Origin of the sequence: Enterococcus sp. DIV1420a (assembly GCF_051712165.1) — a bacterium.
GTDB classification, from domain to species: Bacteria; Bacillota; Bacilli; order Lactobacillales; family Enterococcaceae; genus Enterococcus; species Enterococcus faecalis.
Genome location: NZ_JBIOOI010000002.1, coordinates 917521 through 942815 on the forward strand (window position 1 = coordinate 917521; position 25295 = coordinate 942815).

Below are 25295 nucleotides of genomic sequence, written 5' to 3' on the forward strand. Positions count from 1 at the left end.
GATTCAGAGAAATTTTTGAAAACTAAACGCAAGATTTTTTTAGTATAATACTTAAGTGTCTAGGAGTTCCACTATTTTGGGGAAGATAGATGGACAGCACAAACTTCAAAAAAAGAACCTTCATCTTATTGGTGAAGGTTCTTTTTTTTTGCTGAAATCATAAAATAAATGCGTAGTTTATTAGTGAGAGGAGGAAATGAATGACTGAAAATGTAAAGAAATTGGCCCATCAATTAATTGAATGGGGCGTCCTTCATGGGGCGCAAGACGTTTATTTTTTACCCAATGATACCGAAATAGCTATCTCTTTTCGGACAGGGATGCAACGGACACCTTACACACAAGTTTCCGCAGAAATAGGCGAAAAGTTAATTTTCCACTTTAAATTTATAGGCGGCATGGATGTCGGAGAAAGACGAAAAGCACAATTAGGCGCGACAACTTATCTAATTGGCGAGACGAAGCAACGCTTGCGTTTATCATCTGTGGGAGATTTTCAGAATCGAGAGAGCTTGGTAATTCGTTTTTTGCACCGATTTGGTGAACAAGCTGAACATTTTTTCTTTCCCCACCAGCTGAATGAAATTGAAGCATCTTGTCAGAAACGAGGACTTTATTTATTCAGTGGGCCAGTTGGTTCTGGGAAAACAACAACCATGTATCGTGTGGCTAAACAAATAAGTGGCGAACAACAAGTGATAGCGATTGAGGATCCTGTTGAAATTGAGGAAAAGCAGTTTTTACAGTTGCAAACAAATGAAAAAATTCAGTTAACTTATGAAGCCTTAATCAAAGTTTGCTTGCGCCATCATCCTGATATTTTGATTATTGGTGAAATTCGTGATGGCGAGACGGCTCAAGCAGTTATTCGAGCCGCCTTAACGGGTCATACTATTTTTGCGACAATTCACGCCCGTAACTTATTGGGGGTGCAACGGCGTTTGATAGAATTAGGTGGCCCAGAGCATGAATTGGCCGAATGCTTGCAAGGTATCATTTATCAACAGATTTTGACAACCACGATTAATAAGGAACAAGTAGCGGGAATTCTTTATGATTATTTCTTCTTTAAGGAAGCTGTTATAAAGAGTAGTTGGCAAAAGAATCTAAGAAAGGCGTGGACGTATGGATTTATTACAGAAAAAACGTATTTTCAAGCCATCGAATAAACTAACGAAAAAACAACAGCAGCTTTTTCTGAAACTATTAGCGGATTTACTTGCCAATGGTTTTAATATACAAGAAAGTTTTTCCTTCATGAAAAAATCAAACGCATTACCTCAGCACAGTATAACTTTTTTAGTTGAAGGTTTTTCCTCAGGCATTGCCTTACAAGCTTTAGTCGAAGAATTAGGATTTTCAACAATGGTCTCGGCTCAATTATCGTTTGCTACCGCACACGGGGATTTGGTAGGGACACTACAAGCGATTTCCGAACATTTTTTTCAAACGGAAAAATATCGGCAACAGTTCTTTAAAATAATTAGTTATCCGCTGCTCTTGATTGTTTTTTTGATTCTCGTCATTGTTGGTATTCGGCAATTTTTATTGCCCCAATTAATGGAAAATGATGCCAATAGTTATTCTAAAAATATTGGGATTCTTCTGATTGTGTACAGTCCGTACATTCTGGTTACCTTAGTTTTTGTCCTCTCATTTAGTTTCTTTATTTTAAGCCGTTATTTGAAGCATCAGTCTGCTATTCAGCGAGCGTTCATTTATCTGAAATTGCCAATTATCCGTGGCCTTTATCGGGAATACGTCAGTGCTTTTTTTGCACTAGAATGGGGGAAGTTGCTTGCACAAGGATTAGAAATGAAAGAGGTCATCGATTTGATGCGCCATACAACCAATTACCCCTTAATGAAAGAATTAGCTGGAGCAATTAGTGAAGGTCTGCTAGTTGGTGAAACCTTACATAGACAATTAGCTGCTTATCCTTTTTTTACAAAAGCATTGGGTTTAATGATTCAACAAGGAGAAGTAAAAGGAAAATTAGGCAAGGAGTTGATGGTTTATAGTAATGTCTGTTTCCAAGGTTTTTTCAAAAAAATTGAACGAGTCATTACCCTTGTTCAACCATTTATTTTTATCATAATTGCTTGTTTAATTATCGGTGTCTATGGGGCAATGTTGCTGCCTATTTATGGCAATATGGAAGGAGTTTTATAATGAAAAAGAAACAAAAATACGCAGGGTTTACATTATTAGAAATGTTGATTGTCTTATTGATTATTTCCGTATTGATTTTACTTTTTGTTCCTAACTTAGCGAAACATAAAGAAACAGTTGATAAAAAAAGCAATGAAGCAATCGTAAAAATTGTAGAATCACAAATCGAGCTCTACACACTAGAAAAAAATAAGACGCCTTCCTTAAATGAATTAGTCAACGAAGGCTACATTACTAAAGAGCAGTTAGATAAATATACAGCAGAAAAGCAATGAACAAGTCAGCAGGATTCACATTAATGGAAACACTTGCTAGTTTAACGATTGTTTGCTTTATGACTATGCTCCCAACATTCGCTATTCACCGCTGGCAAGAAACATTAAAAATTGAACAGTTTCTTGCTACGGTAGAAAAACAACTTCGTTTTGCGCAACAGCAAGCAATTGTTTTAGAGGAAACACAAGAAGTTTGGTTTTTTGAAGAACAACAAAGCTTTTCATTTCCTGATAAATTGAACCAACCAGCTGGAAGGACTTCGCTAGCTGTACCTGAAAAAATGACAGTGAGTGGCCCAAGCAAGCTCAGTTTTCTTCATTCGTCAGGGAACAATGGCCGTTTAGTGAAATATATTTTTACTTGGACTGAAAAGAAACAGTAACTTATTTTACAATTTCAGATGGGGAGTGGCAAATATACGAAGAAAATTAACTATTTATAGCGGTTTTATTTTATTAGAGAGTCTCGTTAGTTTTAGTATTGTATGTGTGATAGCAGGGATATTCTCCCTGACTATTACACAATTAATTCAGCAAAATTATCAACGGGAGCAAGAATTAACGCGCACTCGTCTAGGATACGAAGCAATTTTATTTTTAGAGCAGACGGGTGATTTACGTTTCAAAGAGCGGATATATCAAGGAGAAACTTACCGATTTTCTTTGATGGAGAACGAGGGAAGAAGGATACTAAAAGTGACAGATTCAAGAGGAGCGATTTTGATTGGTCAATAAAAAATATGCGGGTTTTACAATGTTAGAGTGTTTAGTGGCACTAGTCGTTTTAAGTTGTATGTGTCAATTGTTTCAGTTGATGATTCAACAAAGTTTTATCGGAAATCAATATTTGAAAAACAATGATTCGAAATCCTGGCATATTTTTTTAATTCAATTAGAAAAAGAATGTCAAAAGCTCGTTTTCCAAACAGGCTCTGCTCAAGAGATTTCTTTCCTCGACTCAGAAACAAACAAGACTATTTCAATTCAAATCAAAGAAGATAAAATTATTAAGCGAGTCAATGGTAAAGGCTATCAACCGCTGTTAATTGGTATCAAAAATGGACAGTTTAAAAATGAAGGACAATCGTTTACTTTGGAAGTTACTTTTACTTCTGAAAAAACATTTGATAGTTTTTTTCCGATAAAGGGAGAATTTTAATGAGGCAAAAATATTCAGGAAACTTATTGTTCACGGCCATGGCCTTTGTTTATTTGATGAGTTTTCTCGCCCTTCAGTTACTAGAAGAACGTCAGTTAACACAAAAATTTACGCAAGCTACCCAGGAATACTATGCAGGGAAAAGTATCCTTCATTTATTTCTTGCAGATGTTAAACAAAATAGACGAAAGTTAAAAACAGAAGAAAGGCTCGTATACGCGCAAGTAACCCTCGATTATACATATAAAAATGAACAATTAAGAATAACTGTTTTATTAAACAAATCTGGTCGAAAATACCAATATCAAGAGAGAGTTTCTCATCAAAAAAAAGCGGAAACAATGCTGGAATAGCGTTGTTTTTCTACAAATTATTAGATTTTAGAAGAAAGACAGTAAAGGCATTGATTATTCTTTCTTTTTTCGTTAAAATAAAACAGGTATGGAAGTTGTTACATTTTGAATAGAATAGAGGTGCTAATTTGTTCCCAGAAAAAATTGAAGAGGCTTTCGAGCCAATGGAACAAGCAATCCAGTTATTGCAACAGTCATTGGATACTTCTTTTTTAGATGCGTATATTGAAAATGGTGAAAATATTTTAGATGATTTTCAAGTACGAGTACTTGACGGAGTACCTAATCCAGAGACAGTGAAACAATTAGAAACGCTGTATCATACGATTAAAAAAATTGATTTAGCTCCTGAAGATGTGCGACGCTTGTCCCAATTACTTTTGTTAAAAGGAACGAGAAAAGAGCAGCTTCAAGCAAATCATCAATTGACGCCAGACGGTATTGGCTTTTTGTTTGTTTATTTAGTAGAACAATTAACAAATAAATCAGAGCCATTAAAAATTTTAGATCCTGCTTCAGGAATGGGAAATTTACTGTTAACGGTTCTGCTGAACCTTGAAACAGCTGGTTACAAAGTTTCTGGTTATGGTGTGGATATCGATGAAACACTTTTGGCAGTATCTTCTGTGAACAATGCTTGGTCACAAGCCAATATTCAGTTGTTCCATCAAGACGGATTGCAAGATTTGTTATTGGATCCAGTTGATTTAGCATTAAGTGACTTACCGATTGGCTATTATCCAAATGATGAGCGAGCAAAGGGATTTGCTGCTGCTGCTGAGGAAGGCCATAGTTATGCGCATCATTTATTAATGGAACAAGCCATGAAATACGTGAAGCCAGCAGGGTTTGGCTTATTCTTAATCCCGACCAATATTTTAGAGACTGAGCAAAGTGAATTCTTTAAAAATTGGTTGACAAAAAATGTCTATTTACAAGGAATGATACAGTTACCTGATGAATTGTTTAAGTCAGAACAATCACGTAAAAGTATCTTGCTTGTTCAAAACAAGGGTGCAGATGCTGAGCAAGTGAAGGAAGTTTTGTTAGCAAAACTTGCCTCTTTGAAAGATATCAATAAAGTAACGGAGTTCTTTAAACAATTTGAAGCTTGGAAAGCTTCAAATTTAAAATAAAATAGTAACGAAGAGGAGAAAATTATGTCTAAAACAATTGCAATTAATGCAGGTAGTTCAAGTTTAAAATGGCAATTATACCAAATGCCAAATGAAGAAGTGATCGCTAAAGGAATCGTTGAACGTATTGGCTTAAAAGATTCTATCTTCACAATTAAATATGGTGAAGGACAAAAATATGAAGTAATTGTTGATATTGATAACCATGAAGTGGCAGTAAAAATGTTACTAGACCAATTAATCGACTTAAACATTTTAGGTTCTTATGATGAAATTACTGGTGTTGGTCACCGTGTAGTTGCTGGTGGAGAAGAATTTAAAGATTCTGTTGTTATTACAGACGAAGTATTAGAAAAAATTGAAGCTTTATCTGAATTAGCACCTTTACACAACCCAGCGAATGCAATGGGGATTAAAGCATTTAAACATATCTTACCAGAAATCATTAGCGTGGCAGTCTTTGATACGTCGTTCCACACAACAATGCCAGAACACAACTATTTATATAGTGTACCGCGTGAATACTATGAAAAATTTGCTGCACGTAAATATGGGGCACATGGAACAAGTCATCGTTATGTCTCTCAACGTGCTGCAGAAATGTTAGGTCGTCCAATTGAAGACTTGAAAATTATCACTTGTCACTTAGGAAATGGTGCTTCAATCACTGCAGTTGATGGTGGTAAATCAGTCGATACATCAATGGGCTTCACTCCTCTTGCTGGCGTTACAATGGGGACTCGTTCAGGGGATGTTGATGCGTCACTATTGCCTTATTTAATGACAAAACTTGGCTTGACTGATGTACAAGACATGGTTGATATTTTAAACAAAAAATCTGGTTTATTAGGTTTAACAAATGGTTTATCAAGCGACATGCGCGATATTCAATCAAACTTAGATAAACCTGAAGTTCAAACAGCATACAACATTTTTATCGATCGTATTCGTAAATACATTGGTAGCTATGTTACTGTTATGAATGGCGTTGATGCGATTGTCTTTACTGCTGGAATCGGTGAAAATGCAGTTGGCGTTCGTAAAGATATTATTGATGGCATGACTTGGTTTGGTTGTGAAATCGATGATGACAAAAATAATGTACACGGTGAAGAAGCAGTTATCTCAACTGATGATTCAAAAATCAAGCTTCTATTAGTACCAACTGATGAAGAGTTAATGATTGCCCGTGACGTAGAACGTCTAAAATAATTAAACGAACACACCTTGTGAGACGCTCTCACAAGGTGTGCTTAATAGGTAAATAAGAAAAAACTGAGCCAACTATCAAAAGTGATAGTTGGCTCAGTTTTTTCTTATTTTTTATTTTTCTTCATTTTTTGATAATTTGTTGTCTAAATCCGTCCGTACAACGAGAACATCGCAGCTAGCGTTACGGATAACTGATTCAGAGACAGAGCCAATAAATAAACGCTCAACGGCATTTAATCCAGTTGCTCCTAACATAATTAAATCAATGTTGTATTCTTTTGGTAATTCTTTGGCAATGATATTCTTAGGAGAACCATAGGCTAGAACGCTAGAGACTTTTGTTTGTCCCATATCCACCGCTTGTTGTTGGTAGGTGTCTAAGGTTTCTTTTGCCATTGACATTGCTTCTTCTGCTAGCGCACCATCAAAAGAGGACACTGATTGGAAAGAGCGCGTATCAACAACATGTGCTAATAGTAATTCAGCATCGTTTCGTTTAGCGACGTTGACCGCTTTTTTAAAGGCTAAGTCTGCTTCGTCAGAACCATCGATTGCTATCATAATTTTTTGATATTGTTGTAACATAATAACCGCTCCTTTCAGCGTAAAAAAAATCATTAATTGTTTCTATAATAATTGTAAAACAAACAAAGAAAAAAAGAAACTGAAACCGCTTCTTTTTTTCTGAATATTGGCATTTTTTTTGTAAAAAAAGAACCTGGGACAAAAATCACTTTGGATTTTTGTCCCAGGCTTAAAAATTGATAAACGGCGGAAACAGAAGCAACTCCTTCGGAAATAAGCCGAAATTCTCCAAAAATTAAAGAACAATTTTCGGAAATTCCTTCTTATTTCTCGGAGTTAAACACTTCTGTCCCGACCTCTTTAAATTCATCGTCTTTTATGACATTTTTTTTGCAAAAGTTAAACTAAACAACGTTGAAAGTAATAAAACAAAAAAGATAAAACCAATTGACAATAACGGGCGATTAAAAATAGCCGCTAGAACACCTAGAATGGCGATAATCAAGTAATAACGCCCAAAACGTTCGATAAACTGTTGACTTTCTGTTGCAGTTTCTTTTTTTAAGAGTGGTAAAAAAGCTGCACTTTTCTTCATCAAATAATAACTGGCTACGCCTGTGACAACGGCGAGTAATAGTACGAGTATACGAATCATCTTGTCCTCCAAAAAAAAACAACTTGCCAGAGCAAATTGTTTAGAAATCTTCATAAAAATGGTAAAATCCGTCGATGCCGGTAATCGTCCTAGAGTATTGAACCCGCAAGATAAGCAGGTGGGTTCCTCGATCGCAGTATTGAACTACCAAAAGAAAAGGCATGTTACCAACTTTGATACAAGCAGGATCCCTAGATATCAATAAAAATGTTCGGTCAACACAGTGAAAGGACAACGCGTACATCACAGATTTACCATCTTTATAATAGCATACTCTCTCAAAATCGGCAACGAGATTGTTTCTTTTTTTGAAAGCGTATTATTTTGTTATTTTTTCTGTTTCCATTCTTGGATACGCTTGAGTTGCTGATGTAAGGCTTGTTCATATTTACCAATATCAATCGGTTCGTAATAACGTGCCTCTTTTAATTTGTCAGGTAAGTATTGCTGATTGACCCAACCGTTTTCAAAATTATGTGGGTATTGATAACCAATACCACGGTTTAATTCTTTGGCTCCAGCATAGTGGGCATCACGCAAATGATCAGGAACGTCTCCCACAGAGCCTTGTCGAATATCTGCCAAAGCAGCATCAATCGCTGTGACTGCAGAATTTGATTTTGGCGATAAACATAAATCAATGACGACACTAGCTAGAGGAATCCTAGCTTCTGGAAACCCTAGCTTTTCGGCGGCTTGAACAGCGGTGACTGTCCGAGCGGCGGCCGCAGGATTCCCAAGACCGATATCCTCATAAGCAATGACCATTAAACGACGACAAATAATCGGTAAATCACCTGCTTCAACTAAGCGACCCAAATAATGAAGTGCAGCATCTACATCGCTTCCTCGGATCGACTTTTGGAAAGCGGAAATCACGTCATAATGGGCATCGCCATCTTTATCATGGGTTAAGGCTTTTCGTTGCACGCACTCTTCAATAATCGGTAAGGTGATCTTAATTTCGCCTTGTTCATTTTTGGGTGTTGATTTAACAGCTAATTCTAGTCCATTTAGCGCACTACGTAAGTCACCGTTCGTTGCGCGTGTCAAATGTTGTAATGCTTTTTCTTCTAAGTGGACGGGATAATCGCCTAAGCCACGTGTGCTATCGGTTAAGGCTTCTTGAATCGCTTGCTGAATGTCTGTTTCCGTTAAGGGCTTTACTTCAAAAATTTGCGTGCGACTACGAATCGCAGGGTTAATTGTAATATATGGATTTTCGGTAGTGGCTCCAATCATAATAATTCGTCCGTTTTCTAAATGAGGGAGCAAAAAATCTTGTTTTGTTTTATCTAATCGGTGAATTTCATCAAGCAGTAAAATCACTGTGCCACTCATTTTGGCTTCTTCAGCAACGATTTGTAAATCTTTTTTGGTGTCTGTGGCCGCGTTCAACATGCGAAAGGCATAATTTGTTGAACCAGCGATTGCGCTGGCAATACTGGTTTTTCCAGTGCCAGGCGGCCCATAAAGAATCATCGATGAAAGCATTTTGGCTTCGACCATCCGACGAATAATTTTACCAGGGCCGACTAAATGTTGTTGACCAACTACTTCGTCTAAGTGACGAGGTCGCATTCGATAGGCTAAAGGTTGTTGCATAAAAGGACCTCCTTTTTCATAATCATCTTATTATAACATAAAGAACGTACATTCGCTTTTTGGTGGTTTTTTGGGTTTTAGATGGATATAGCGGAAGGTTTCGTGTATGATAGGGAGTGGTGAAAGAAATGAAAGAAACGATAAATATCTTTAACACAAAAACAACTGAAGAAGTGGCGCAATACTTGTTAGGGATGTATTTAGAGCACGAAACAGCAACAGGCGTTTTAGGTGGGTACATTGTGGATGCAGAAGCTTATTTAGGTCCTGATGATGAGGCGGCCCATAGCTTTGGCTTGAGAAAAACGCCACGCTTACAAGCCATGTATGACAAACCAGGCACGATTTATTTATATACTATGCACACGCATTTAATTTTAAATATGGTGACACAAGAACAAGGCAAACCACAAGGGGTGATGATCCGCGCGATTGAACCTGTTGAAGGTGTCGACAAAATGATTGAAAATCGCCAAGGACGTCAAGGCGTGGAATTGACCAATGGACCAGGTAAATTAGTTGCAGCCTTAGGAATTGATAAGCAATTATATGGGCAGTCGATTTTTTCTAGTTCGTTACGGCTTGTGCCAGAAAAACGAAAATTTCCGAAAAAAATTGAGGCACTACCACGAATTGGAATTCCCAATAAAGGTCGTTGGACAGAATTGCCTTTAAGATACGTCGTGGCTGGCAATCCATATATTTCTAAACAAAAAAGAACAGCAGTAGACCAAATAGATTTTGGCTGGAAGGATGAAGAAAATGAAAAAAGCAACAATGCTCACATACTTAGAGGAACAACTTGAAAAACACTTAGGAGATTACGAAGTAGGCCTTGATTGGGATCGTAAAAACCATACCATCGAAGTCATTGTTCGTTTATATGCAGAAAACAATGAGCAAGTGGCGATTGATGATGTTGATGGTACGCTTTCAGAAGAAGAATTCATTGAATTTGAAGATGGTTTGTTATTTTACAATCCGCAAAAGTCAGTCGTTGATGACGAAGAGTATTTAGTCACAATTCCTTATGAAGGAAAAAAAGGGCTACGCAAAGCAGTTTTAGACGGATTCATTCACTATTTAAAAGTGGTTTTAGATGAAGGGCAAAGTGATTTGTTAGACTTTTTATCAGATGAAACAGCGGAAGTTTTTGAATTGCATTGGGAGCCAGCAGATTTTGAAGCGATGATTAAAAAAGTGGCAGAAACAGAAAAAGAACAATGGATTGCGTATCCAAGTTATTAATTTAGAGGTGAGAACATGAAGTGGACAGAAGTAAAAGTAGAAACGGCTAGCGAAGCAGTTGAAGCAATTTCAAACATTATGATGGAAGCTGGTGCAAGTGGCGTGGCCATTGAAGATGCGTTGGACATTGAAAATTTTGAAAGTGATCTGTATGGGGAAATTTTAGATAAAGAGCAATTCACCCACATTAAAGAAGGGGCGATTGTGATGGCTTATTTTCCTGAAACAACCTTCTTACCAGAAATTTTACCATTTATGAAAGAAAATATTTTACGCTTGCCAGAGTACGGCTTATCCATTGGTAAAAACGAAATGACAATTAGTGAAGTAGCAGAAAGCGACTGGGCAACTGCTTGGAAAAAATATTATCATCCTGTCCGTGTCACACGATTCTTAACGATTGTGCCAAGTTGGGAAGCCTATCACGCACAAGATGAAGCAGAAAAAATTATCACATTGGATCCGGGCATGGCTTTCGGTACAGGCACGCATCCAACGACTCGTTTAACCTTGCAAGCTTTAGAAACTGTTTTACGTGGTGGCGAAACAGTTCTAGATGTAGGAACGGGTTCTGGTGTTTTGAGTATTGCAAGTCGCTATTTAGGGGCTAAAGACGTCTACGCATATGATTTAGATGAAGTAGCAGTTGCAGCGGCAAAAGAAAATATGGATTTAAATCCCATTGCGGCCGATGTTCATGTGTCAGCCAATGATTTACTAAAAGGGATTGACCATTCTGCTGATGTAATCGTCGCAAATATTTTGGCAGATATTATTGTGTTAATGATTGAAGATGCTTGGCGTTTGCTAAAACAAGACGGTACCTTCATTATTTCTGGAATTATTGAAGATAAAAAAGCAATGGTTTTAGAAGCACTAACGAAAGTCGGGTTTGTGGTGGACCAACTCTTTAATCAAGGCGATTGGTATGCGATTATCTTGAAGAAACCAGAGGAAGAGTAAAATGCAACGGTATTTCATGAAAGAAGATTATCAAGAAAAAGATTTGTATAAAGTCGCAGATGAAAACTATCATCATATTGTGCGAGTTATGCGAATGACGCCGAATGATCGTTGTTATTTAGTATTTCAAAATAAAACTGCCATTTTAGCTGAGATTGTGGAAATTGATTCAACATCTGTTTACTTTAAAGAAATTAGTAAAGAAGAAATGGACAAAGAATTGCCAATTGAAGTGACGATTGCGTGTGGGTTACCAAAAGGGGACAAGTTAGAATGGATTGTTCAAAAAGGCACGGAGCTAGGTGGCAATCAGTTTATCGGCTTTCCTGCGAAAACTTCCGTTGTCAAATGGGACCACAAAAAAAGAGCAGCCAAAGAAAAAAGATTACAAAAAATTGCCACAGAAGCGGCGGAACAATCGCATCGGCAGCAGACACCAAGTGTTTTTTTGGTGGAAAAAACACAAGAAATCATTGCGCAATTTGACTCATATGACACAGTCTTGGTTGCGTATGAAGAATCAGCAAAACAAGGAGAAAAAAGTCAATTAGCACAAGTATTATCCACTTGCCAGCCAGGCGCACGTTTGTGTGTGCTCTTTGGACCTGAAGGTGGCTTTGCACCGCAAGAAATTGAACAATTTCTGCAGGCTGGGGCGAAACTTTGCGGGTTGGGTCCGAGAATTTTACGAGCAGAAACAGCACCGTTGTATCTTTTAAGTGCGGTTAGCTACCAAATGGAACTTTTAAATTAAACGAAAGCCCGCCTGTAAAATTCTTGTAGGCATTCTCTTTAAATAAACAGAGAGTAAAAAAGCGACAGTGATTGAAATTTAAGGGAAATTTAGTATAATAGAGTTGTTGAAAGTGCTACTGTTTCAAGTGGTACTTTTCTTTTTTATTAAAATAGATAAAACGTGAACGAAGTGTTCTTTATCCAAAGGTCACCTTCATAGAGGAGTGAATACCATGCCAAAAGAAGAAATACTGACAGGCCCAGCGGTCATCAAAATTGTAAGTACCTATATGGGACCAGAACATGTTGAGTTGGTTCAAAAAGCATTAACTTATGCTGAAAAAGCACACGAAGGTCAAGTCCGACAATCAGGTGAACCTTACATCATCCATCCGATTCAAGTGGCAGGCATTCTGGCTGAATTACATATGGATCCCCATACTGTAGCAACAGGATTTTTACATGATGTTGTCGAAGATACGGACGTAACACTGGACGATTTAAAAGAAGAATTTGGCGAAGACATCGCAATGTTAGTCGATGGCGTGACGAAACTAGGAAAAATTAAATATAAATCTCATGAAGAACAATTAGCCGAAAACCATCGGAAAATGTTATTGGCAATGGCGCAAGATTTACGGGTCATTATGGTGAAACTAGCCGATCGTTTGCACAATATGCGCACATTAAAACATTTACGTGAAGATAAGCAACGACGGATTGCGCAAGAAACTTTAGAAATTTATGCGCCTTTAGCACATCGCTTAGGGATTAGTCGAATTAAATGGGAATTAGAAGATACGGCCTTACGTTATATTAACCCCAACCAATACTATCGAATTGTTAATTTGATGCAAAGTAAACGTGATGAACGTGAAGCTTATGTGGCAGAAGCAGTCGAAGATATTCGTTTAGCTACGGAAGATTTAGAAATTTACGCAGAAATATATGGTCGACCAAAACATATTTATTCAATCTATCGTAAAATGAAGGACCAAAAGAAACAGTTTAATGAAATCTATGACTTATTAGCCATTCGTGTTATTGTCGATTCCATTAAAGATTGCTATGCCGTGTTAGGGGCGATTCATACACGTTGGACACCAATGCCAGGTCGCTTTAAAGATTATATTGCTATGCCAAAAGCGAATATGTATCAATCTATCCATACGACAGTTATTGGACCAAAAGGGAATCCAGTAGAGGTCCAAATTCGGACCCATGAGATGCACCAAATCGCCGAATTTGGGGTGGCGGCTCACTGGGCCTATAAAGAAGGCAAAGCGGAAAAAATTGAAACAGATGAACTGACGAAGCAAGTCGATTGGTTCCATGAAATTATTGAATTACAAGATGAAAGCTATGATGCTTCTGAATTTATGCAAGGTGTGAAAGAAGACATTTTTAGCGACAAAGTCTATGTCTTTACGCCAAGCGGAGATGTAACCGAACTGCCAAAAGGCTCCGGACCACTAGATTTTGCCTACAGCATTCATACTGAAATTGGGAATAAAACAACCGGTGCGAAGGTCAACGGCAAAATGGTACAGTTAGACTATGTCCTAAAAAATGGGGATATTATTGAAGTCCTAACATCACCGAATTCTTTCGGACCTAGTCGCGACTGGTTGAAAATGGTTAAAACAAGTAAAGCTAAAAATAAAATCAAACGTTTCTTTAAAGAACAAGACCGTGAAGATAATATTATTAAAGGGCATGATGCTGTCATTAAATACATGACAGAAATCGGCTTTACACCAAAAGAATTTTTAACGAAGAATAAAATGGCGGAAGTGTTAGATAAATTTAAATTTCAAACGGAAGATGATTTATTTGCGGCAGTAGGTTATGGCGAAGTAAGTGCGCAAGTAGTGTGCAATCGTTTAACAGAAAAAGAACGCCGCGAACAAGAGTTGGAACGCCAACGTCAAGAAGCAGAAGAGTTGTTAAATCAGCCAGCTAAAAAAGAATCAGAAAAAATGAAAGTTCGTCATGAAGGCGGCATCGTGATTCAAGGGGTGGACAACCTATTGATTCGTTTAAGCCGCTGTTGTAATCCAGTGCCTGGTGATGAAATCGTTGGTTACATTACCAAAGGACGTGGCGTTTCAATTCATCGTGCGGACTGTCCTAACGTACAACATCAAGAAGAACTAGCACAACGTCTAATTGAAGTTGAGTGGGAAGATACCGAGCACAGTCGCAAAGAATACGCTGCCGATTTGGAGATTTACGGCTATGATCGTAGTGGCTTACTAAGTGATGTTTTACAAGTCATTAGTTCGATGACAAAAAATTTAGTCGGCGTTGAAGCTCGTCCATCCAAAGATAAGATGGCCCAGATTCATGTTACTGTGAAAATTCAAAACCTTTCTCATTTAAAAACCATCGTTGACAAAATTAAAAGTGTACCAGATGTTTATAGTGTTCGTCGAACCAATGGGTAAGTGTTAAAAGTGAGGCAAAAAAGATGAAAGTAGTTATTCAAAGAGTCAGTCAAGCACAAGTTGCGATAGAAGAGCAGATAGTGGGACAAATCAAACAAGGCTTCATGGTGCTGGTGGGCATTCATCAAGAAGACACGCCAGAAGATGTGGCTTATGTTGTTGGCAAAATCAGTAAATTACGTGTTTTTGAAGATGACGAAGGAAAAATGAATCGCAGTATTCAAGAGATTGAAGGATCAATTTTGAGTATCTCTCAATTTACCCTCTATGCAAAAACTAAAAAAGGCAATCGTCCCAGTTTTATTGAAGCGGCTCGTCCAGATGTGGCGATTCCTTTGTATGAATTATTTAATCAACAATTAGAAGCAGAAGGAATAGCGGTAGCCACAGGAGAATTTGGCGCGGATATGCAAGTGTCGTTGACCAATGATGGTCCAGTGACCATTGTGATTGATACACGAGAAAAATAATTGATTTTCCTGTCGGAACCCCTTGACTTTCTAAGAGAACTTTAGTAGTTTATAGATAATATTAAAAATCTACGAAGGAACGAGTAAGTTTCATCTGTCTGCGAAGAGAGAGTTGCCGTGGCTGAGAGCAACTTCAACAGTGAAAGTGAAAGACATTCTGGAGATGGACGGAAGAAAAGCCGTCCCGTTACGAGCGTTAATCGTTGAGGAAAGAGTAAAATCTTTCAAAACTAGGTGGTACCGTGTAAAAGAGACTTTTACGCCCTTGTATGTTCAACATACAAGGGCTTTTTTCATTTTTAGAAAAAAGAAAATGGCGCACACATTTTTGTGGAATGATAGAAGGAGAGAAAGACAATGAGTTATCAAAAACCAAAAGGAACAAACGATATTTTGCCAGGAACTTCTGAAAAATGGCAATTTGTGGAAGAAACAGCTCGTTTGATTTTTAAAGATTATCAATACCAAGAAATCAGAACCCCGATTTTTGAACATTATGAAGTAATATCTCGCAGTGTTGGCGATACCACAGATATTGTTTCAAAAGAAATGTATGATTTTTATGATAAAGGAGACCGTCACGTGACGCTACGTCCTGAGGGGACAGCGCCAATTGTTCGGGCCTTCGTTGAAAATAAATTATATGGTCCGGAATATACGAAACCATATAAAACCTATTACATGGGGCCGATGTTCCGCTATGAACGCCCACAAGCTGGTCGTTTGCGTCAATTCCATCAAATTGGTGTGGAAGCATTTGGTAGTGAAAACCCAGCATTGGATGTTGAAATCATGGCTATGGCTTTGGACTTCTTCAAACAATTAGGCATCCAACAAATCAAATTAGTTATTAATTCCTTGGGGGATAAAGAAACACGTGCTACGTACCGTCAAGCATTAATCGATTATTTAGAGCCCCATATGGCAGAATTAAGCGAGGATTCACAACGTCGCTTACACGAAAATCCATTGCGGGTGTTAGACAGCAAAGATAAAAAAGACAAGGTGATTGTCGCAGAAGCGCCCTCCATTTTAGATTATTTAAATGAACCATCTAAAGCACATTTTGAAGCAGTAACTGATATGTTAGATTTACTAGAAATTCCTTATGAAATTGATAGTAATATGGTTCGCGGCCTGGATTATTACACACACACAATTTTTGAAATTATGAGTGAAGCGCCTAAAATGGGTGCGCAATCAACTATTTGTGCAGGAGGCCGATACAATGGTTTAGTTGAAGAATTAGGCGGCCCAGACACACCAGGTTTTGGTTTTGGTATGGGCATTGAGCGAGTGTTGTTAACAATGGAAGCTGAAGAAGTTGTGATTCCAGCGTTATCTGAATTAGACGCATATGTGGTTGGCATTGGTTCAGAAACCAACGTCGCAGCTTTGCAACTTGTTCAAAGCATTCGTAACTTTGGTTTCTCAGCTGATCGTGATTACATGAATCGCAAACCAAAAGCGCAATTTAAAACGGCCGATAAATTACAAGCAAAATTAGTTTTAACAATCGGTGAAAATGAATTGAATGAAGGCATTGTCAACGTAAAATCAATGGCAACACGCGAAGAAAAAGCCTTCCCGTTAAGTGCTATTCATGATTCATTTGATGAAGTGTATGACGAAATGATGACAAAAATGATTGAAGAATAAAAAGGAGAGATTGAGAAATGGCAAAACGCACAACCTATTGCGGCAATGTATCTGCCGAATTTATTGAAAAAGAAGTTGTATTAAAAGGATGGGTTCAAAAACGTCGTGACTTAGGAGGCGTTATCTTTATTGATTTACGTGACCGTGAAGGAATCGTCCAAGTGGTCTTTAACCCAGAAAAGTCAAAAGAAGCATGGGAAATTGCTGATAAATGTCGTAGTGAATACGTCATCGAAGTTAAAGGTCAAGTCGTTTATCGTGATAAAGAAGCGATTAATCCCAAAATGAAAACTGGCGAGTTTGAAGTGATGGCGACTGACATTACGATTTTAAATACTGCGAAAACAACGCCATTTACCATTGAAGATGACAATAACGTTAATGACGAATTGCGCATGAAATATCGTTATTTAGATTTGCGTCGTCCATCAATGACAAACAACATTAAATTACGTCACCAAGTAACGAAAACAATCCGTCACTATTTAGATAATCATGACTTTTTAGACATTGAAACTCCTTATTTAGGCAAATCAACACCAGAAGGCGCTCGCGATTATTTGGTTCCTTCTCGTGTCCATGCCGGTCATTTTTATGCTTTACCACAATCACCACAACTCTTTAAACAATTATTAATGGGGGCAGGCTTCGATCGCTATTACCAAATCGTTCGTTGTTTCCGTGATGAAGATTTACGAGGCGACCGTCAGCCAGAATTTACACAAATCGATATCGAAACGACCTTTTTAACACCAGAAGAAATTCAAACATATACAGAAAATATGTTGGCTGAAGTGATGAAAGAGACAAAAGGAATTGAGATTTCTGTTCCGTTTCCACGAATGAGCTATGACGAAGCAATGGCACGCTATGGTAGCGATAAACCCGACACTCGTTTTGCTATGGAATTAATTGATGTTGCAGATGTAGTGAAAGACGTAGACTTCAAAGTTTTCCAAGCAGCGTTGGAAAATGGTGGACATGTGAAGGCTTTGAATGCAAAAGGCGCCGCAGATAAGTATTCTCGTAAGGATATGGATAACTTAGGTAAGTATGTGAGTCAATTTGGTGCAAAAGGCTTAGCTTGGTTAAAAGTTGAAGAAGATGGCTTAAAAGGACCGATTGCTAAATTCTTAACAGAAGTTAGTGATGAATTAATTGCTGCTACCAATGCAGAAGTCGGTGATATTTTAATGTTTGGTGCCGATAAACCTGAAATCGTAGCCGCTGCTTTAGGTGCGGTACGTACACGTTTAGGTAAAGAATTAGGTTTAATTGATGAATCGAAATTTAATTTCTTATGGATTGTGGATTGGCCGTTGTTTGAATATGATGAAGAAGCTGGCCGCTATGTTTCTGCTCATCATCCATTTACACAACCAAAAGCAGAGGATGTGGCCCGCTTAGCAACAGACCCAGCCTCTGTGTATGCTGAAGCTTACGATGTTGTCTTAAACGGCTACGAATTAGGTGGCGGCTCATTACGGATCCATACACGAGAATTACAAGAAAAAATGTTTGAAACGTTAGGTTTTACAAAAGAAGAAGCACAAGACCAATTTGGTTTCTTGCTAGACGCATTAGATTACGGCTTCCCGCCACATGGAGGGATTGCTTTAGGGCTAGACCGCTTAGCAATGCTATTGGCTGGGGAAGAAAATATTCGTGAAGTGATTGCCTTTCCTAAAAACGGGAAAGCAATTGACCCAATGAACAACGCACCAAGTTTAGTTTCTCCATTACAATTGTTTGAATTAAACATTGATGTAACAGCCATTGACGAATAAGTGTTAAATCCAAAGAAAGAGTGACTTCATTGACGGATGAGGTCACTCTTTCTTTGGGAAGGAAAAAGATAACGAAAGACTTAAAAAGTGGCTGAGCTAAAAATCTGCCAATTGGCTGTTTTTTCTTTTTAGAAAACTTTGTATGATAACTGAGTGTATAAAGGAGCGAAACAAATGACAAAAATAATTTTAACAATTGGCGGTTCCGATCCTTTTTCAGGTGGCGGGATTCAAACAGATTTAAAAACGTTTGAAAATCATCAAGTCTTTGGCTTATCAACTTTAACTTGCCTTGCTACAGCCCCCAAGAATCATTTTCAGATTCATGACCTGGAGACTTCTTTGGTGAAAGAGCAACTCGCTTCCATACCTGCCGGGAGTTTAGACGGCATCAAGATTGGCTTGATTCACAGTGAAGAAAGTATGTTACAAATTGTAACCTTTTTGAAAAAGCACGCAGGTCTGCCGGTGGTGTTGGATCCTGTCTTGGCTTTTAAAGAAACGACTTCAGTTTATGAAAAAAGATACATGCAGTTATTGATTGAAAAACTTTTTCCATTCGCAACGATTATAACGCCTAATTTAAAAGAAGCAGAATTACTCATTGGTAGAAAATTAACAACCGTCGAAGAAGTCCAACAAGCGGCGGAAGAGTTAAACTCTTTAGGAGCGGCAACGGTGGTGATTAAAGGTGGTAATCGTTGGCTTGGCCAAGAAGCACGTGACTTTTTTTATGATGGACAACAACATATTCAATTGGTCAAAGAAAAAGTAATGGCCCACACCATTGATGGCGCTGGTTGTTCCTTTGCCTCTGCAATTGGTGCGAATTTAGTTAAAGGATATCCGTTAATTGAAGCAGTTGATTTAGCAAAAACATACGTTCATGAAGCCATTGTTTCTGGGGTCCAGCTAAATGCAGCTTTTGGAAGTGTGTGGCATGAAGGATTACTAGCAGGAGGTGTGGCGGATAATGACAAGAAAAATTAGTCTATATGCAGTAATTACCGCTTTAACAGTGGCTGTGTCAATGGTCTTTATTATCCCCGTCCCAGCAACAAATGGCTTTGTTACATTGGCGGATGCAGGGATTTACATTGCTAGTTTACTTTTTGGTCCGATTGGTGGCTTGACAGTCGGAGCTTTAAGCGGTGGCTTAATTGATTTATTGTCAGGCTATCCACAATGGTTCGTTTTTTCGTTATTGATTCATGGCGGACAAGGTTGGTTAGCAGGTCACTTCTTTAATAAAAATAAAAAGATGCAAACGCTAGGATTACTTTTAGCCAGTCTCCTCATGATTAGCGGGTATGCTTTAGCGACTAGCTGGCTTTACGGCGTGGGTGCGGGGATTGCCTCTTTACCAGGGAATATCATTCAATCCTTATTTGGGGTGATTGTAGCATTGCCTCTTAGTCAAACATTAAAACGTGTGTTACCAAAAAATGGTCGTTTAGAAGAAAGAAGGATGAACAAATGACTATCGATGAAAAAATGTTAAAAGAACAGTTAGTGACAATTACAGAAGAAGTCATTACAGCAGGAAATTTACAAAAAGAGGACCTATTTGTTTTAGGTTGTACCACCAGCGAGGTAGTAGGTGGCGTCATTGGTAAAAATTCCAGTGCCGAAGTAGGACAATGGATTGTCTCAACCTTAATTGAACAATTAGATAAAAAAGGCATCTCTTTGGCTGTCCAGGGATGCGAACATATTAATCGTGCTTTAGCGATGGAACGTCGTGTGGCTGAAGAAAAAGGATTTGAAATTGTCTCGGTAGTACCACAATTACATGCTGGCGGTTCTTGTTCAGTGGCTGCCTTTGAAAAATTTGATGAACCTGTGGAAGTGGAGCATATTGTTGCTCAAGCAGGGATTGACATTGGCGATACATCTATCGGTATGCATGTAAAACATGTGCAAGTTCCTCTTCGCTTGAGCATTCGAACGTTAGGTGCGGCTCATGTTACAGCATTATATTCTCGTCCTAAATATATTGGTGGACCAAGAGCCCATTATGAAACAACCCAAGAACGAAATCGTTAAGATTTCGTTCTTTTTTCATTTCTATAAACATTTGATGAATCTTCCGTAATTATTATAGGAATCTCTTTTTTTCTCTCGGTAAACCACGTATAATATGAAAAGAAATGTAATTTATTGAAAACCTGAAACGAGGCTATTATTTATGAAAAAAATTTATGACGGACTGCCAGTTCATGACTATACAACAAAATTTTCTGTGTCGATTGTCTATGCTATTCTTGCATCAATTGCCATGAACTTTTTCTATCAACCAGGAAATATTTATTCCAGTGGCTTAACAGGCTTGGCACAAATTTTAACAACCCTCTCAACAAAAATTGTGGGTTTTAATGTGCCTGTCTCCATTACATTGTATCTTTTAAATGTGCCGTTATTCTTTATTGCGTGGAAGAAAATAGGTAAGAAGTTTACAATTTTTACTTTCATTACCGTGACTTTAACTTCATTATTTATGCATATTGTTCCGCAAACGGTGATGACCCAAGATCCAATTATCTGTGCTATTTTTGGTGGGGCGATTTCTGGATCAGGAATTGGTTTTGTCTTAAAAAACGGGGTTTCTTCTGGGGGCTTAGATATTCTAAGCATTACCATTCGGAAAAAAACGGGGCGTTCCGTTGGCTCGATTTCAATTTATTTTAACGCACTAATTGTCTTCGTTGCAGGTTATTTATTTGGCTGGCAGTACATGTTCTACAGTGCGTTATCAATTTTTGTAAGTGGGAAGGTCACAGATGCCGTTTATACTAAGCAAAAGAAAATGCAAGTTATGATTGTCACCAAAAACCCAGATCGAGTCGTGGATGAGATTCAAAAGAAAATGCGCCGCGGTATTACAATTATTCATGAAGCGGAAGGGGCATATCGCCACGACCGCCAAACTGTTTTGCTAACTATTGTGACACGCTTTGAGTTGCCAAGTTTAGAAGCAGCCATGAAAGAAAGTGATCCGAATGCCTTTGTCAGCATCTCAGATAATGTTAAAATTTTAGGACGTTTTTACGAAGAAGATTACAAATAAAAGGATATGAAGCAACGAGAGAATGGCTGTGTCTATTCTTTCGTTGCTTTTTTTGAAAAATAAGTAAAAAAATGCTTTGTGTGAGGACCTGAAATTCCCATTTAAACAAGAAGTTAATTGAAAGACGTTCGTGAATTCCTTTGCTTTTGGTTTAATTAGATCTGATTATTCGGAAATAAGTCGCTATTGTTTCCCACAAACGAATGCTTTGTTTGGATTTGAAAGAAAACGATGAAAAAAGAATCATTTTTATTGAAAAGACCTAAAAAAACTGGTACACTAAGTGTGTAATTGATAAGTACTTTTAATACTGTTATGAATAAATAGTAGGAAAAACGAACATCAATTCTATTTTTTTAAAGTTCATAGGTCGTTTTCAGTCTTACTTGGACATATTTCGACCCACAAAAGGAGCGCATCATGTTAAAAGAATTTAAAATGATTGAAGCAGTTGCTCCAGATATGCTCGATGTATTACAAGAAAGATTCCAAATTCTTCGCAATATTTATTGGATGCAACCTATTGGACGTAGAAGTTTATCAGAAACGATGGGAATTACAGAGCGAGTCTTGCGTACAGAAACAGATGTTTTGAAGCAGCTCAACCTGATTGAACCTTCAAAAAGCGGAATGACATTAACAGAACGCGGTTTGGAAGTCTATCAAGGCTTAGAATTAGTCATGAATCAATTGCTTGGCATGCACCAAATCGAAAAAGAAATGACACAGTACTTTGGCATTCAACGTTGTATCGTTGTTGCAGGAGATAGTGATATCCAAAAGAAAGTTCTTTCGGACTTTGGAGATGTCTTAACCAATACGCTGAATTTACTCTTACCAAATGGTGAGAATACAATTGCGGTTATGGGTGGGACAACAATGGCCATGGTGGCCGAAAATATGGGATCACTAGAAACTGAAAAACGTCATAATTTGTTTGTTCCAGCCAGAGGAGGGATTGGTGAAGCAGTTTCTGTCCAAGCCAATTCAATTAGTGCTGTAATGGCCAACAAAACGGGTGGTAACTACCGGGCGTTATATGTCCCAGAACAATTGAGTCGTGAAACGTATAATAGTTTATTACAAGAACCCTCGATTCAAGAAGTTCTTACGTTAATTAGTCATGCCAACTGTGTGGTGCACAGTATTGGTCGAGCGTTGCACATGGCGGCACGCCGAAAAATGTCTGATGACGAAATGGTTATGCTCAAACAAAAAAATGCCGTGGCAGAATCGTTTGGTTATTTCTTTGATGAAGAAGGAAAAGTGGTCTATAAAATTCCACGAATTGGCCTTCAATTAAAAAACTTACAAGAAATTCCCTATGTCGTCGCAATTGCGGGCGGCAAAACGAAAGCCAAAGCCATTCGCGCATATATGAAAAATGCACCAAAACAAACGTGGCTCATCACAGATGAAGCTGCCGCAAACGAGATTTTAAAAGGGGTAACCCTTTAAAATAAAAAATTTTTGATTTTCATAAGGAGGAAATCTTTAATGACAGTTAAAGTAGGTATTAATGGATTTGGACGTATCGGACGCTTAGCTTTCCGTCGTATCCAAGATGTAGAAGGAATCGAAGTAGTTGCAATCAACGACTTAACAGATGCTAAAATGTTAGCACACTTGTTAAAATATGACACAACTCAAGGCCGTTTCAACGGTACAGTTGAAGTTCACGAAGGTTCATTCAACGTTAACGGCAAAGAAATCAAAGTTTTAGCTAACCGTAACCCTGAAGAATTACCATGGGGCGAATTAGGCGTAGACATCGTTTTAGAATGTACTGGTTTCTTTACTTCTAAAGAAGCTGCTGAAAAACATTTAACTGCTGGTGCAAAACGTGTAGTTATTTCAGCTCCTGGTGGTAACGATGTACCAACAATCGTTTACAACACAAACCATGAAACATTAACTGGAGAAGAAACTGTAATTTCAGGCGCTTCTTGTACTACAAACTGCTTAGCTCCAATGGCTAAAGCTTTACATGACAACTTTGGTGTTGTTGAAGGTTTAATGACAACTATCCACGCTTACACAGGTGACCAAATGACATTAGACGGACCACATCCTAAAGGCGACTTCCGTCGTGCGCGCGCTGCTGCTGCAAACATCGTACCTAACTCAACTGGTGCTGCTAAAGCAATCGGCTTAGTAATCCCAGAATTGAACGGTAAATTAGATGGCGCTGCTCAACGTGTTCCTGTAGCAACTGGTTCATTAACTGAATTAGTTACTGTATTAGACAAAGAAGTTACTGTTGATGAAGTGAATGCAGTAATGGAAAAAGCTGCTAACGAATCTTATGGTTATAACACAGACGAAATCGTTTCTTCTGATATCGTAGGTATGACTTACGGTTCATTATTCGATGCAACTCAAACAAAAGTTATGACAGTTGGCGACAAACAATTAGTTAAAACTGTTGCTTGGTATGACAACGAAATGTCATACACTGCTCAATTAGTTCGTACTTTAGAATACTTCGCTAACTTATAAGATTCATTCTTATCATTAGTGAAATTTGAACAATTGTGAAATAATAAGCGGGGAAGCAACGCGCTTCTCCGCTTTCTTTTTTTAAAAAAGAAAAATCCTAAAATTGACAATACAGGAGGTCTACTCATGGCTAAAAAGACAATTAAAGATGTAGATTTAAAAGACAAAAAAGTCCTTGTCCGTGTTGACTTTAACGTTCCGTTAAAAGATGGCGTGATCACAAACGATAATCGTATCGTAGCGGCTTTACCAACAATCAAATACGTGATTGAAAATGGCGGAAAAGCAATTCTTTTCTCTCATTTAGGTCGTGTAAAAACAGAAGAAGACAAAGCTGGCAAATCATTAAAACCAGTGGCTGAACGTTTAAGCGAATTACTAGGTCAACCAGTTACTTTTGTTCCAGAAACACGTGGTAAAGAATTAGAAGACGCTGTTAACAATATGAAAGACGGCGACGTTTTAGTATTTGAAAACACTCGTTTTGAAGATGTTGACGGCAAAAAAGAAAGCGGCAATGACGCTGAATTGGGTAAATACTGGGCTTCTTTAGGCGATGTATTTGTCAATGATGCTTTTGGTACTGCACACCGTGCACATGCCTCAAACGTTGGAATTGCTTCAACTGGTATCCCAACAGTTGCTGGTTTCTTAATGGAAAAAGAAATTAAATTCATCGGCGAAGCTGTTGAAAATCCAAAACGTCCATTCGTAGCAATCTTGGGTGGCGCTAAAGTTTCTGACAAAATCGCTGTCATTGAAAACCTAATTGAAAAAGCCGATAAAATTTTAATCGGTGGCGGTATGGCTTACACATTCATGAAAGCACAAGGCTATAGTGTTGGTTTATCTTTACTTGAAGAAGATAAAGTGGACTTAGCGAAAAGCTTAATGGAAAAAGCTGGCGACAAATTAGTTTTACCGGTTGATACAGTTGTCTCTAAAGAGTTCAGCAATGACGCTCCTTTCCACACGGTTCCTTCAACTGAAATCCCAGATGATGAAGAAGGCTTGGATATTGGTGAAAAAACAATTGAATTATTTGCTAACGAATTACAAGGTGCGAAAACAGTTGTTTGGAATGGACCAATGGGCGTATTTGAAATGAGTAACTTTGCCAAAGGAACAATTGGTGTTTGTGAAGCGATTGCTAATTTAGAAGACGCAACAACAATCATCGGTGGCGGGGACTCTGCTGCTGCAGCAATTCAATTAGGCTACGAAAACAAATTCTCTCACATCTCAACAGGTGGCGGAGCAAGTTTAGAATTATTAGAAGGCAAAACTTTACCAGGTTTAGCTTCTATTAACGATAAATAATCAGTTTA

28 protein-coding genes and 1 other RNA gene are annotated in these 25295 nt (G+C 38.0%); 25 read left to right on the top strand and 4 right to left on the bottom strand.

Annotated features, from left to right (window positions below; genetic code table 11):
* Positions 1 to 200 precede the first annotated feature (200 nt).
* The 9 genes from comGA to IGI80_RS15765 all read left to right on the top strand — a co-directional run bounded on the left by comGA (position 201) and on the right by IGI80_RS15765 (position 6307).
* Positions 201 to 1169 carry a competence type IV pilus ATPase ComGA gene (comGA, locus tag IGI80_RS15725; protein ID WP_438724163.1) on the top strand — a complete coding sequence of 323 codons (969 nt, stop codon included), beginning with the start codon at positions 201 to 203 and terminating at the stop codon, positions 1167 to 1169.
* Positions 1126 to 2172: a competence type IV pilus assembly protein ComGB gene (gene comGB / locus IGI80_RS15730; protein WP_438724164.1), complete on the top strand. Its 1047-nt coding sequence runs from the start codon at positions 1126 to 1128 to the stop codon at positions 2170 to 2172. The genes comGA and comGB overlap by 44 nt, the downstream gene beginning before the upstream one ends.
* On the top strand, positions 2172 to 2447 hold the full coding sequence (comGC, locus tag IGI80_RS15735; RefSeq protein ID WP_438724165.1) for a competence type IV pilus major pilin ComGC: 276 nt from the start codon (positions 2172 to 2174) through the stop codon (positions 2445 to 2447). The genes comGB and comGC overlap by 1 nt, the downstream gene beginning before the upstream one ends.
* Positions 2444 to 2830, top strand: coding sequence for a competence type IV pilus minor pilin ComGD (gene comGD / locus IGI80_RS15740; RefSeq protein WP_438724166.1), 387 nt, complete (start codon positions 2444 to 2446; stop codon positions 2828 to 2830). The genes comGC and comGD overlap by 4 nt, the downstream gene beginning before the upstream one ends.
* 25 nt (positions 2831 to 2855) lie before the next feature.
* Positions 2856 to 3182, top strand: coding sequence for a type II secretion system protein (locus IGI80_RS15745; protein WP_002370967.1), 327 nt, complete (start codon positions 2856 to 2858; stop codon positions 3180 to 3182).
* A complete protein-coding gene (gene comGF / locus IGI80_RS15750; RefSeq protein ID WP_002362055.1) occupies positions 3172 to 3606 on the top strand; it encodes a competence type IV pilus minor pilin ComGF in 435 nt (144 codons plus the stop codon). Before IGI80_RS15745 ends, comGF begins: the two co-directional genes overlap by 11 nt.
* The gene (comGG, locus tag IGI80_RS15755) at positions 3606 to 3959 is read left to right on the top strand and encodes a competence type IV pilus minor pilin ComGG (RefSeq protein ID WP_010820074.1); all 354 of its coding nucleotides are present in this window, start codon (positions 3606 to 3608) and stop codon (positions 3957 to 3959) included. The genes comGF and comGG overlap by 1 nt, the downstream gene beginning before the upstream one ends.
* Before the next feature lie 128 nt (positions 3960 to 4087).
* Positions 4088 to 5095, top strand: coding sequence for a class I SAM-dependent methyltransferase (locus IGI80_RS15760; RefSeq protein WP_002357063.1), 1008 nt, complete (start codon positions 4088 to 4090; stop codon positions 5093 to 5095).
* Positions 5096 to 5119: 24 nt separating this feature from the next.
* A complete protein-coding gene (locus IGI80_RS15765; RefSeq protein ID WP_002357064.1) occupies positions 5120 to 6307 on the top strand; it encodes an acetate/propionate family kinase in 1188 nt (395 codons plus the stop codon).
* Between the two features lie 111 nt (positions 6308 to 6418).
* Here the strand turns inward: IGI80_RS15765 and IGI80_RS15770 are convergent, their stop codons facing one another.
* From IGI80_RS15770 to IGI80_RS15785, 4 genes are all read right to left on the bottom strand, one after another.
* On the bottom strand, positions 6419 to 6892 hold the full coding sequence (locus IGI80_RS15770) for a universal stress protein (RefSeq protein ID WP_010717650.1): 474 nt from the start codon (positions 6890 to 6892) through the stop codon (positions 6419 to 6421).
* Between the two features lie 316 nt (positions 6893 to 7208).
* The gene (locus IGI80_RS15775) at positions 7209 to 7541 is read right to left on the bottom strand and encodes a hypothetical protein (RefSeq protein ID WP_002357068.1); all 333 of its coding nucleotides are present in this window, start codon (positions 7539 to 7541) and stop codon (positions 7209 to 7211) included.
* 7 nt (positions 7542 to 7548) lie between these two features.
* Positions 7549 to 7742: non-coding RNA, 6S RNA (gene ssrS, locus IGI80_RS15780), on the bottom strand.
* Between the two features lie 72 nt (positions 7743 to 7814).
* Positions 7815 to 9092 (bottom strand): replication-associated recombination protein A, encoded by a 1278-nt coding sequence (locus tag IGI80_RS15785; RefSeq protein WP_002360030.1) that lies wholly within the window; start codon positions 9090 to 9092, stop codon positions 7815 to 7817.
* 128 nt (positions 9093 to 9220) lie between these two features.
* Here IGI80_RS15785 and IGI80_RS15790 point away from each other — a divergent pair, with 128 nt between their 5' ends.
* The 16 genes from IGI80_RS15790 to IGI80_RS15865 all read left to right on the top strand — a co-directional run bounded on the left by IGI80_RS15790 (position 9221) and on the right by IGI80_RS15865 (position 25287).
* Entirely contained in the window at positions 9221 to 9898 is a 678-nt protein-coding gene (locus tag IGI80_RS15790; protein WP_002364174.1) for a DNA-3-methyladenine glycosylase, read from the top strand.
* Entirely contained in the window at positions 9855 to 10340 is a 486-nt protein-coding gene (locus tag IGI80_RS15795; protein ID WP_002388170.1) for a DUF3013 family protein, read from the top strand. Before IGI80_RS15790 ends, IGI80_RS15795 begins: the two co-directional genes overlap by 44 nt.
* A 15-nt stretch (positions 10341 to 10355) precedes the next feature.
* Entirely contained in the window at positions 10356 to 11303 is a 948-nt protein-coding gene (prmA, locus tag IGI80_RS15800) for a 50S ribosomal protein L11 methyltransferase (protein ID WP_002357075.1), read from the top strand.
* A gap of 1 nt (position 11304) precedes the next feature.
* A complete protein-coding gene (locus tag IGI80_RS15805) occupies positions 11305 to 12057 on the top strand; it encodes a 16S rRNA (uracil(1498)-N(3))-methyltransferase (RefSeq protein WP_010715313.1) in 753 nt (250 codons plus the stop codon).
* Positions 12058 to 12271: 214 nt separating this feature from the next.
* Positions 12272 to 14485: a RelA/SpoT family protein gene (locus IGI80_RS15810; RefSeq protein ID WP_002357079.1), complete on the top strand. Its 2214-nt coding sequence runs from the start codon at positions 12272 to 12274 to the stop codon at positions 14483 to 14485.
* 23 nt (positions 14486 to 14508) lie between these two features.
* Entirely contained in the window at positions 14509 to 14955 is a 447-nt protein-coding gene (gene dtd / locus IGI80_RS15815; RefSeq protein WP_002357080.1) for a D-aminoacyl-tRNA deacylase, read from the top strand.
* A 139-nt stretch (positions 14956 to 15094) separates the two neighbouring features.
* Complete coding sequence (locus IGI80_RS15820; RefSeq protein WP_002383130.1) at positions 15095 to 15316, top strand: hypothetical protein; 222 nt, start codon at positions 15095 to 15097, stop codon at positions 15314 to 15316.
* Positions 15313 to 16614: a histidine--tRNA ligase gene (hisS, locus tag IGI80_RS15825; protein WP_002362049.1), complete on the top strand. Its 1302-nt coding sequence runs from the start codon at positions 15313 to 15315 to the stop codon at positions 16612 to 16614. The genes IGI80_RS15820 and hisS overlap by 4 nt, the downstream gene beginning before the upstream one ends.
* A 17-nt stretch (positions 16615 to 16631) precedes the next feature.
* Entirely contained in the window at positions 16632 to 18401 is a 1770-nt protein-coding gene (gene aspS / locus IGI80_RS15830; RefSeq protein WP_002360034.1) for an aspartate--tRNA ligase, read from the top strand.
* Positions 18402 to 18554: 153 nt separating this feature from the next.
* Positions 18555 to 19391: a bifunctional hydroxymethylpyrimidine kinase/phosphomethylpyrimidine kinase gene (locus IGI80_RS15835; RefSeq protein WP_002383128.1), complete on the top strand. Its 837-nt coding sequence runs from the start codon at positions 18555 to 18557 to the stop codon at positions 19389 to 19391.
* Positions 19375 to 19881, top strand: coding sequence for an ECF transporter S component (locus tag IGI80_RS15840; RefSeq protein WP_002357086.1), 507 nt, complete (start codon positions 19375 to 19377; stop codon positions 19879 to 19881). The genes IGI80_RS15835 and IGI80_RS15840 overlap by 17 nt, the downstream gene beginning before the upstream one ends.
* Complete coding sequence (locus tag IGI80_RS15845; protein ID WP_438724167.1) at positions 19878 to 20447, top strand: TIGR01440 family protein; 570 nt, start codon at positions 19878 to 19880, stop codon at positions 20445 to 20447. Before IGI80_RS15840 ends, IGI80_RS15845 begins: the two co-directional genes overlap by 4 nt.
* A 142-nt stretch (positions 20448 to 20589) precedes the next feature.
* Entirely contained in the window at positions 20590 to 21468 is an 879-nt protein-coding gene (locus IGI80_RS15850) for a YitT family protein (protein ID WP_002357090.1), read from the top strand.
* Positions 21469 to 21888: 420 nt separating this feature from the next.
* Entirely contained in the window at positions 21889 to 22926 is a 1038-nt protein-coding gene (locus IGI80_RS15855) for a sugar-binding transcriptional regulator (protein ID WP_002357092.1), read from the top strand.
* 39 nt (positions 22927 to 22965) lie between these two features.
* A complete protein-coding gene (gene gap, locus IGI80_RS15860; RefSeq protein ID WP_002357093.1) occupies positions 22966 to 23967 on the top strand; it encodes a type I glyceraldehyde-3-phosphate dehydrogenase in 1002 nt (333 codons plus the stop codon).
* 126 nt (positions 23968 to 24093) lie between these two features.
* On the top strand, positions 24094 to 25287 hold the full coding sequence (locus IGI80_RS15865; RefSeq protein ID WP_002357094.1) for a phosphoglycerate kinase: 1194 nt from the start codon (positions 24094 to 24096) through the stop codon (positions 25285 to 25287).
* Positions 25288 to 25295 lie beyond the last annotated feature (8 nt).

Excerpts from the sequence above, each read along its gene's own strand:
- comGB (WP_438724164.1), top strand. The coding sequence starts at position 1,126 with ATGGATTTATTACAGAAAAAACGTATTTTCAAGCCATCGAATAAACTA.
- gap (WP_002357093.1), top strand. The coding sequence starts at position 22,966 with ATGACAGTTAAAGTAGGTATTAATGGATTTGGACGTATCGGACGCTTA.
- IGI80_RS15865 (WP_002357094.1), top strand. The coding sequence starts at position 24,094 with ATGGCTAAAAAGACAATTAAAGATGTAGATTTAAAAGACAAAAAAGTC.
- IGI80_RS15775 (WP_002357068.1), bottom strand. The coding sequence starts at position 7,541 with ATGAAGATTTCTAAACAATTTGCTCTGGCAAGTTGTTTTTTTTTGGAG.
- IGI80_RS15785 (WP_002360030.1), bottom strand. The coding sequence starts at position 9,092 with ATGCAACAACCTTTAGCCTATCGAATGCGACCTCGTCACTTAGACGAA.
- comGA (WP_438724163.1), top strand. The coding sequence starts at position 201 with ATGACTGAAAATGTAAAGAAATTGGCCCATCAATTAATTGAATGGGGC.
- comGD (WP_438724166.1), top strand. The coding sequence starts at position 2,444 with ATGAACAAGTCAGCAGGATTCACATTAATGGAAACACTTGCTAGTTTA.
- IGI80_RS15855 (WP_002357092.1), top strand. The coding sequence starts at position 21,889 with ATGTTAAAAGAATTTAAAATGATTGAAGCAGTTGCTCCAGATATGCTC.
- dtd (WP_002357080.1), top strand. The coding sequence starts at position 14,509 with ATGAAAGTAGTTATTCAAAGAGTCAGTCAAGCACAAGTTGCGATAGAA.
- IGI80_RS15805 (WP_010715313.1), top strand. The coding sequence starts at position 11,305 with ATGCAACGGTATTTCATGAAAGAAGATTATCAAGAAAAAGATTTGTAT.
- IGI80_RS15770 (WP_010717650.1), bottom strand. The coding sequence starts at position 6,892 with ATGTTACAACAATATCAAAAAATTATGATAGCAATCGATGGTTCTGAC.
- IGI80_RS15795 (WP_002388170.1), top strand. The coding sequence starts at position 9,855 with ATGAAAAAAGCAACAATGCTCACATACTTAGAGGAACAACTTGAAAAA.
- comGG (WP_010820074.1), top strand. The coding sequence starts at position 3,606 with ATGAGGCAAAAATATTCAGGAAACTTATTGTTCACGGCCATGGCCTTT.
- IGI80_RS15790 (WP_002364174.1), top strand. The coding sequence starts at position 9,221 with ATGAAAGAAACGATAAATATCTTTAACACAAAAACAACTGAAGAAGTG.
- IGI80_RS15810 (WP_002357079.1), top strand. The coding sequence starts at position 12,272 with ATGCCAAAAGAAGAAATACTGACAGGCCCAGCGGTCATCAAAATTGTA.
- IGI80_RS15765 (WP_002357064.1), top strand. The coding sequence starts at position 5,120 with ATGTCTAAAACAATTGCAATTAATGCAGGTAGTTCAAGTTTAAAATGG.
- comGC (WP_438724165.1), top strand. The coding sequence starts at position 2,172 with ATGAAAAAGAAACAAAAATACGCAGGGTTTACATTATTAGAAATGTTG.
- prmA (WP_002357075.1), top strand. The coding sequence starts at position 10,356 with ATGAAGTGGACAGAAGTAAAAGTAGAAACGGCTAGCGAAGCAGTTGAA.
- hisS (WP_002362049.1), top strand. The coding sequence starts at position 15,313 with ATGAGTTATCAAAAACCAAAAGGAACAAACGATATTTTGCCAGGAACT.
- aspS (WP_002360034.1), top strand. The coding sequence starts at position 16,632 with ATGGCAAAACGCACAACCTATTGCGGCAATGTATCTGCCGAATTTATT.
- IGI80_RS15850 (WP_002357090.1), top strand. The coding sequence starts at position 20,590 with ATGAAAAAAATTTATGACGGACTGCCAGTTCATGACTATACAACAAAA.
- IGI80_RS15845 (WP_438724167.1), top strand. The coding sequence starts at position 19,878 with ATGACTATCGATGAAAAAATGTTAAAAGAACAGTTAGTGACAATTACA.
- IGI80_RS15840 (WP_002357086.1), top strand. The coding sequence starts at position 19,375 with ATGACAAGAAAAATTAGTCTATATGCAGTAATTACCGCTTTAACAGTG.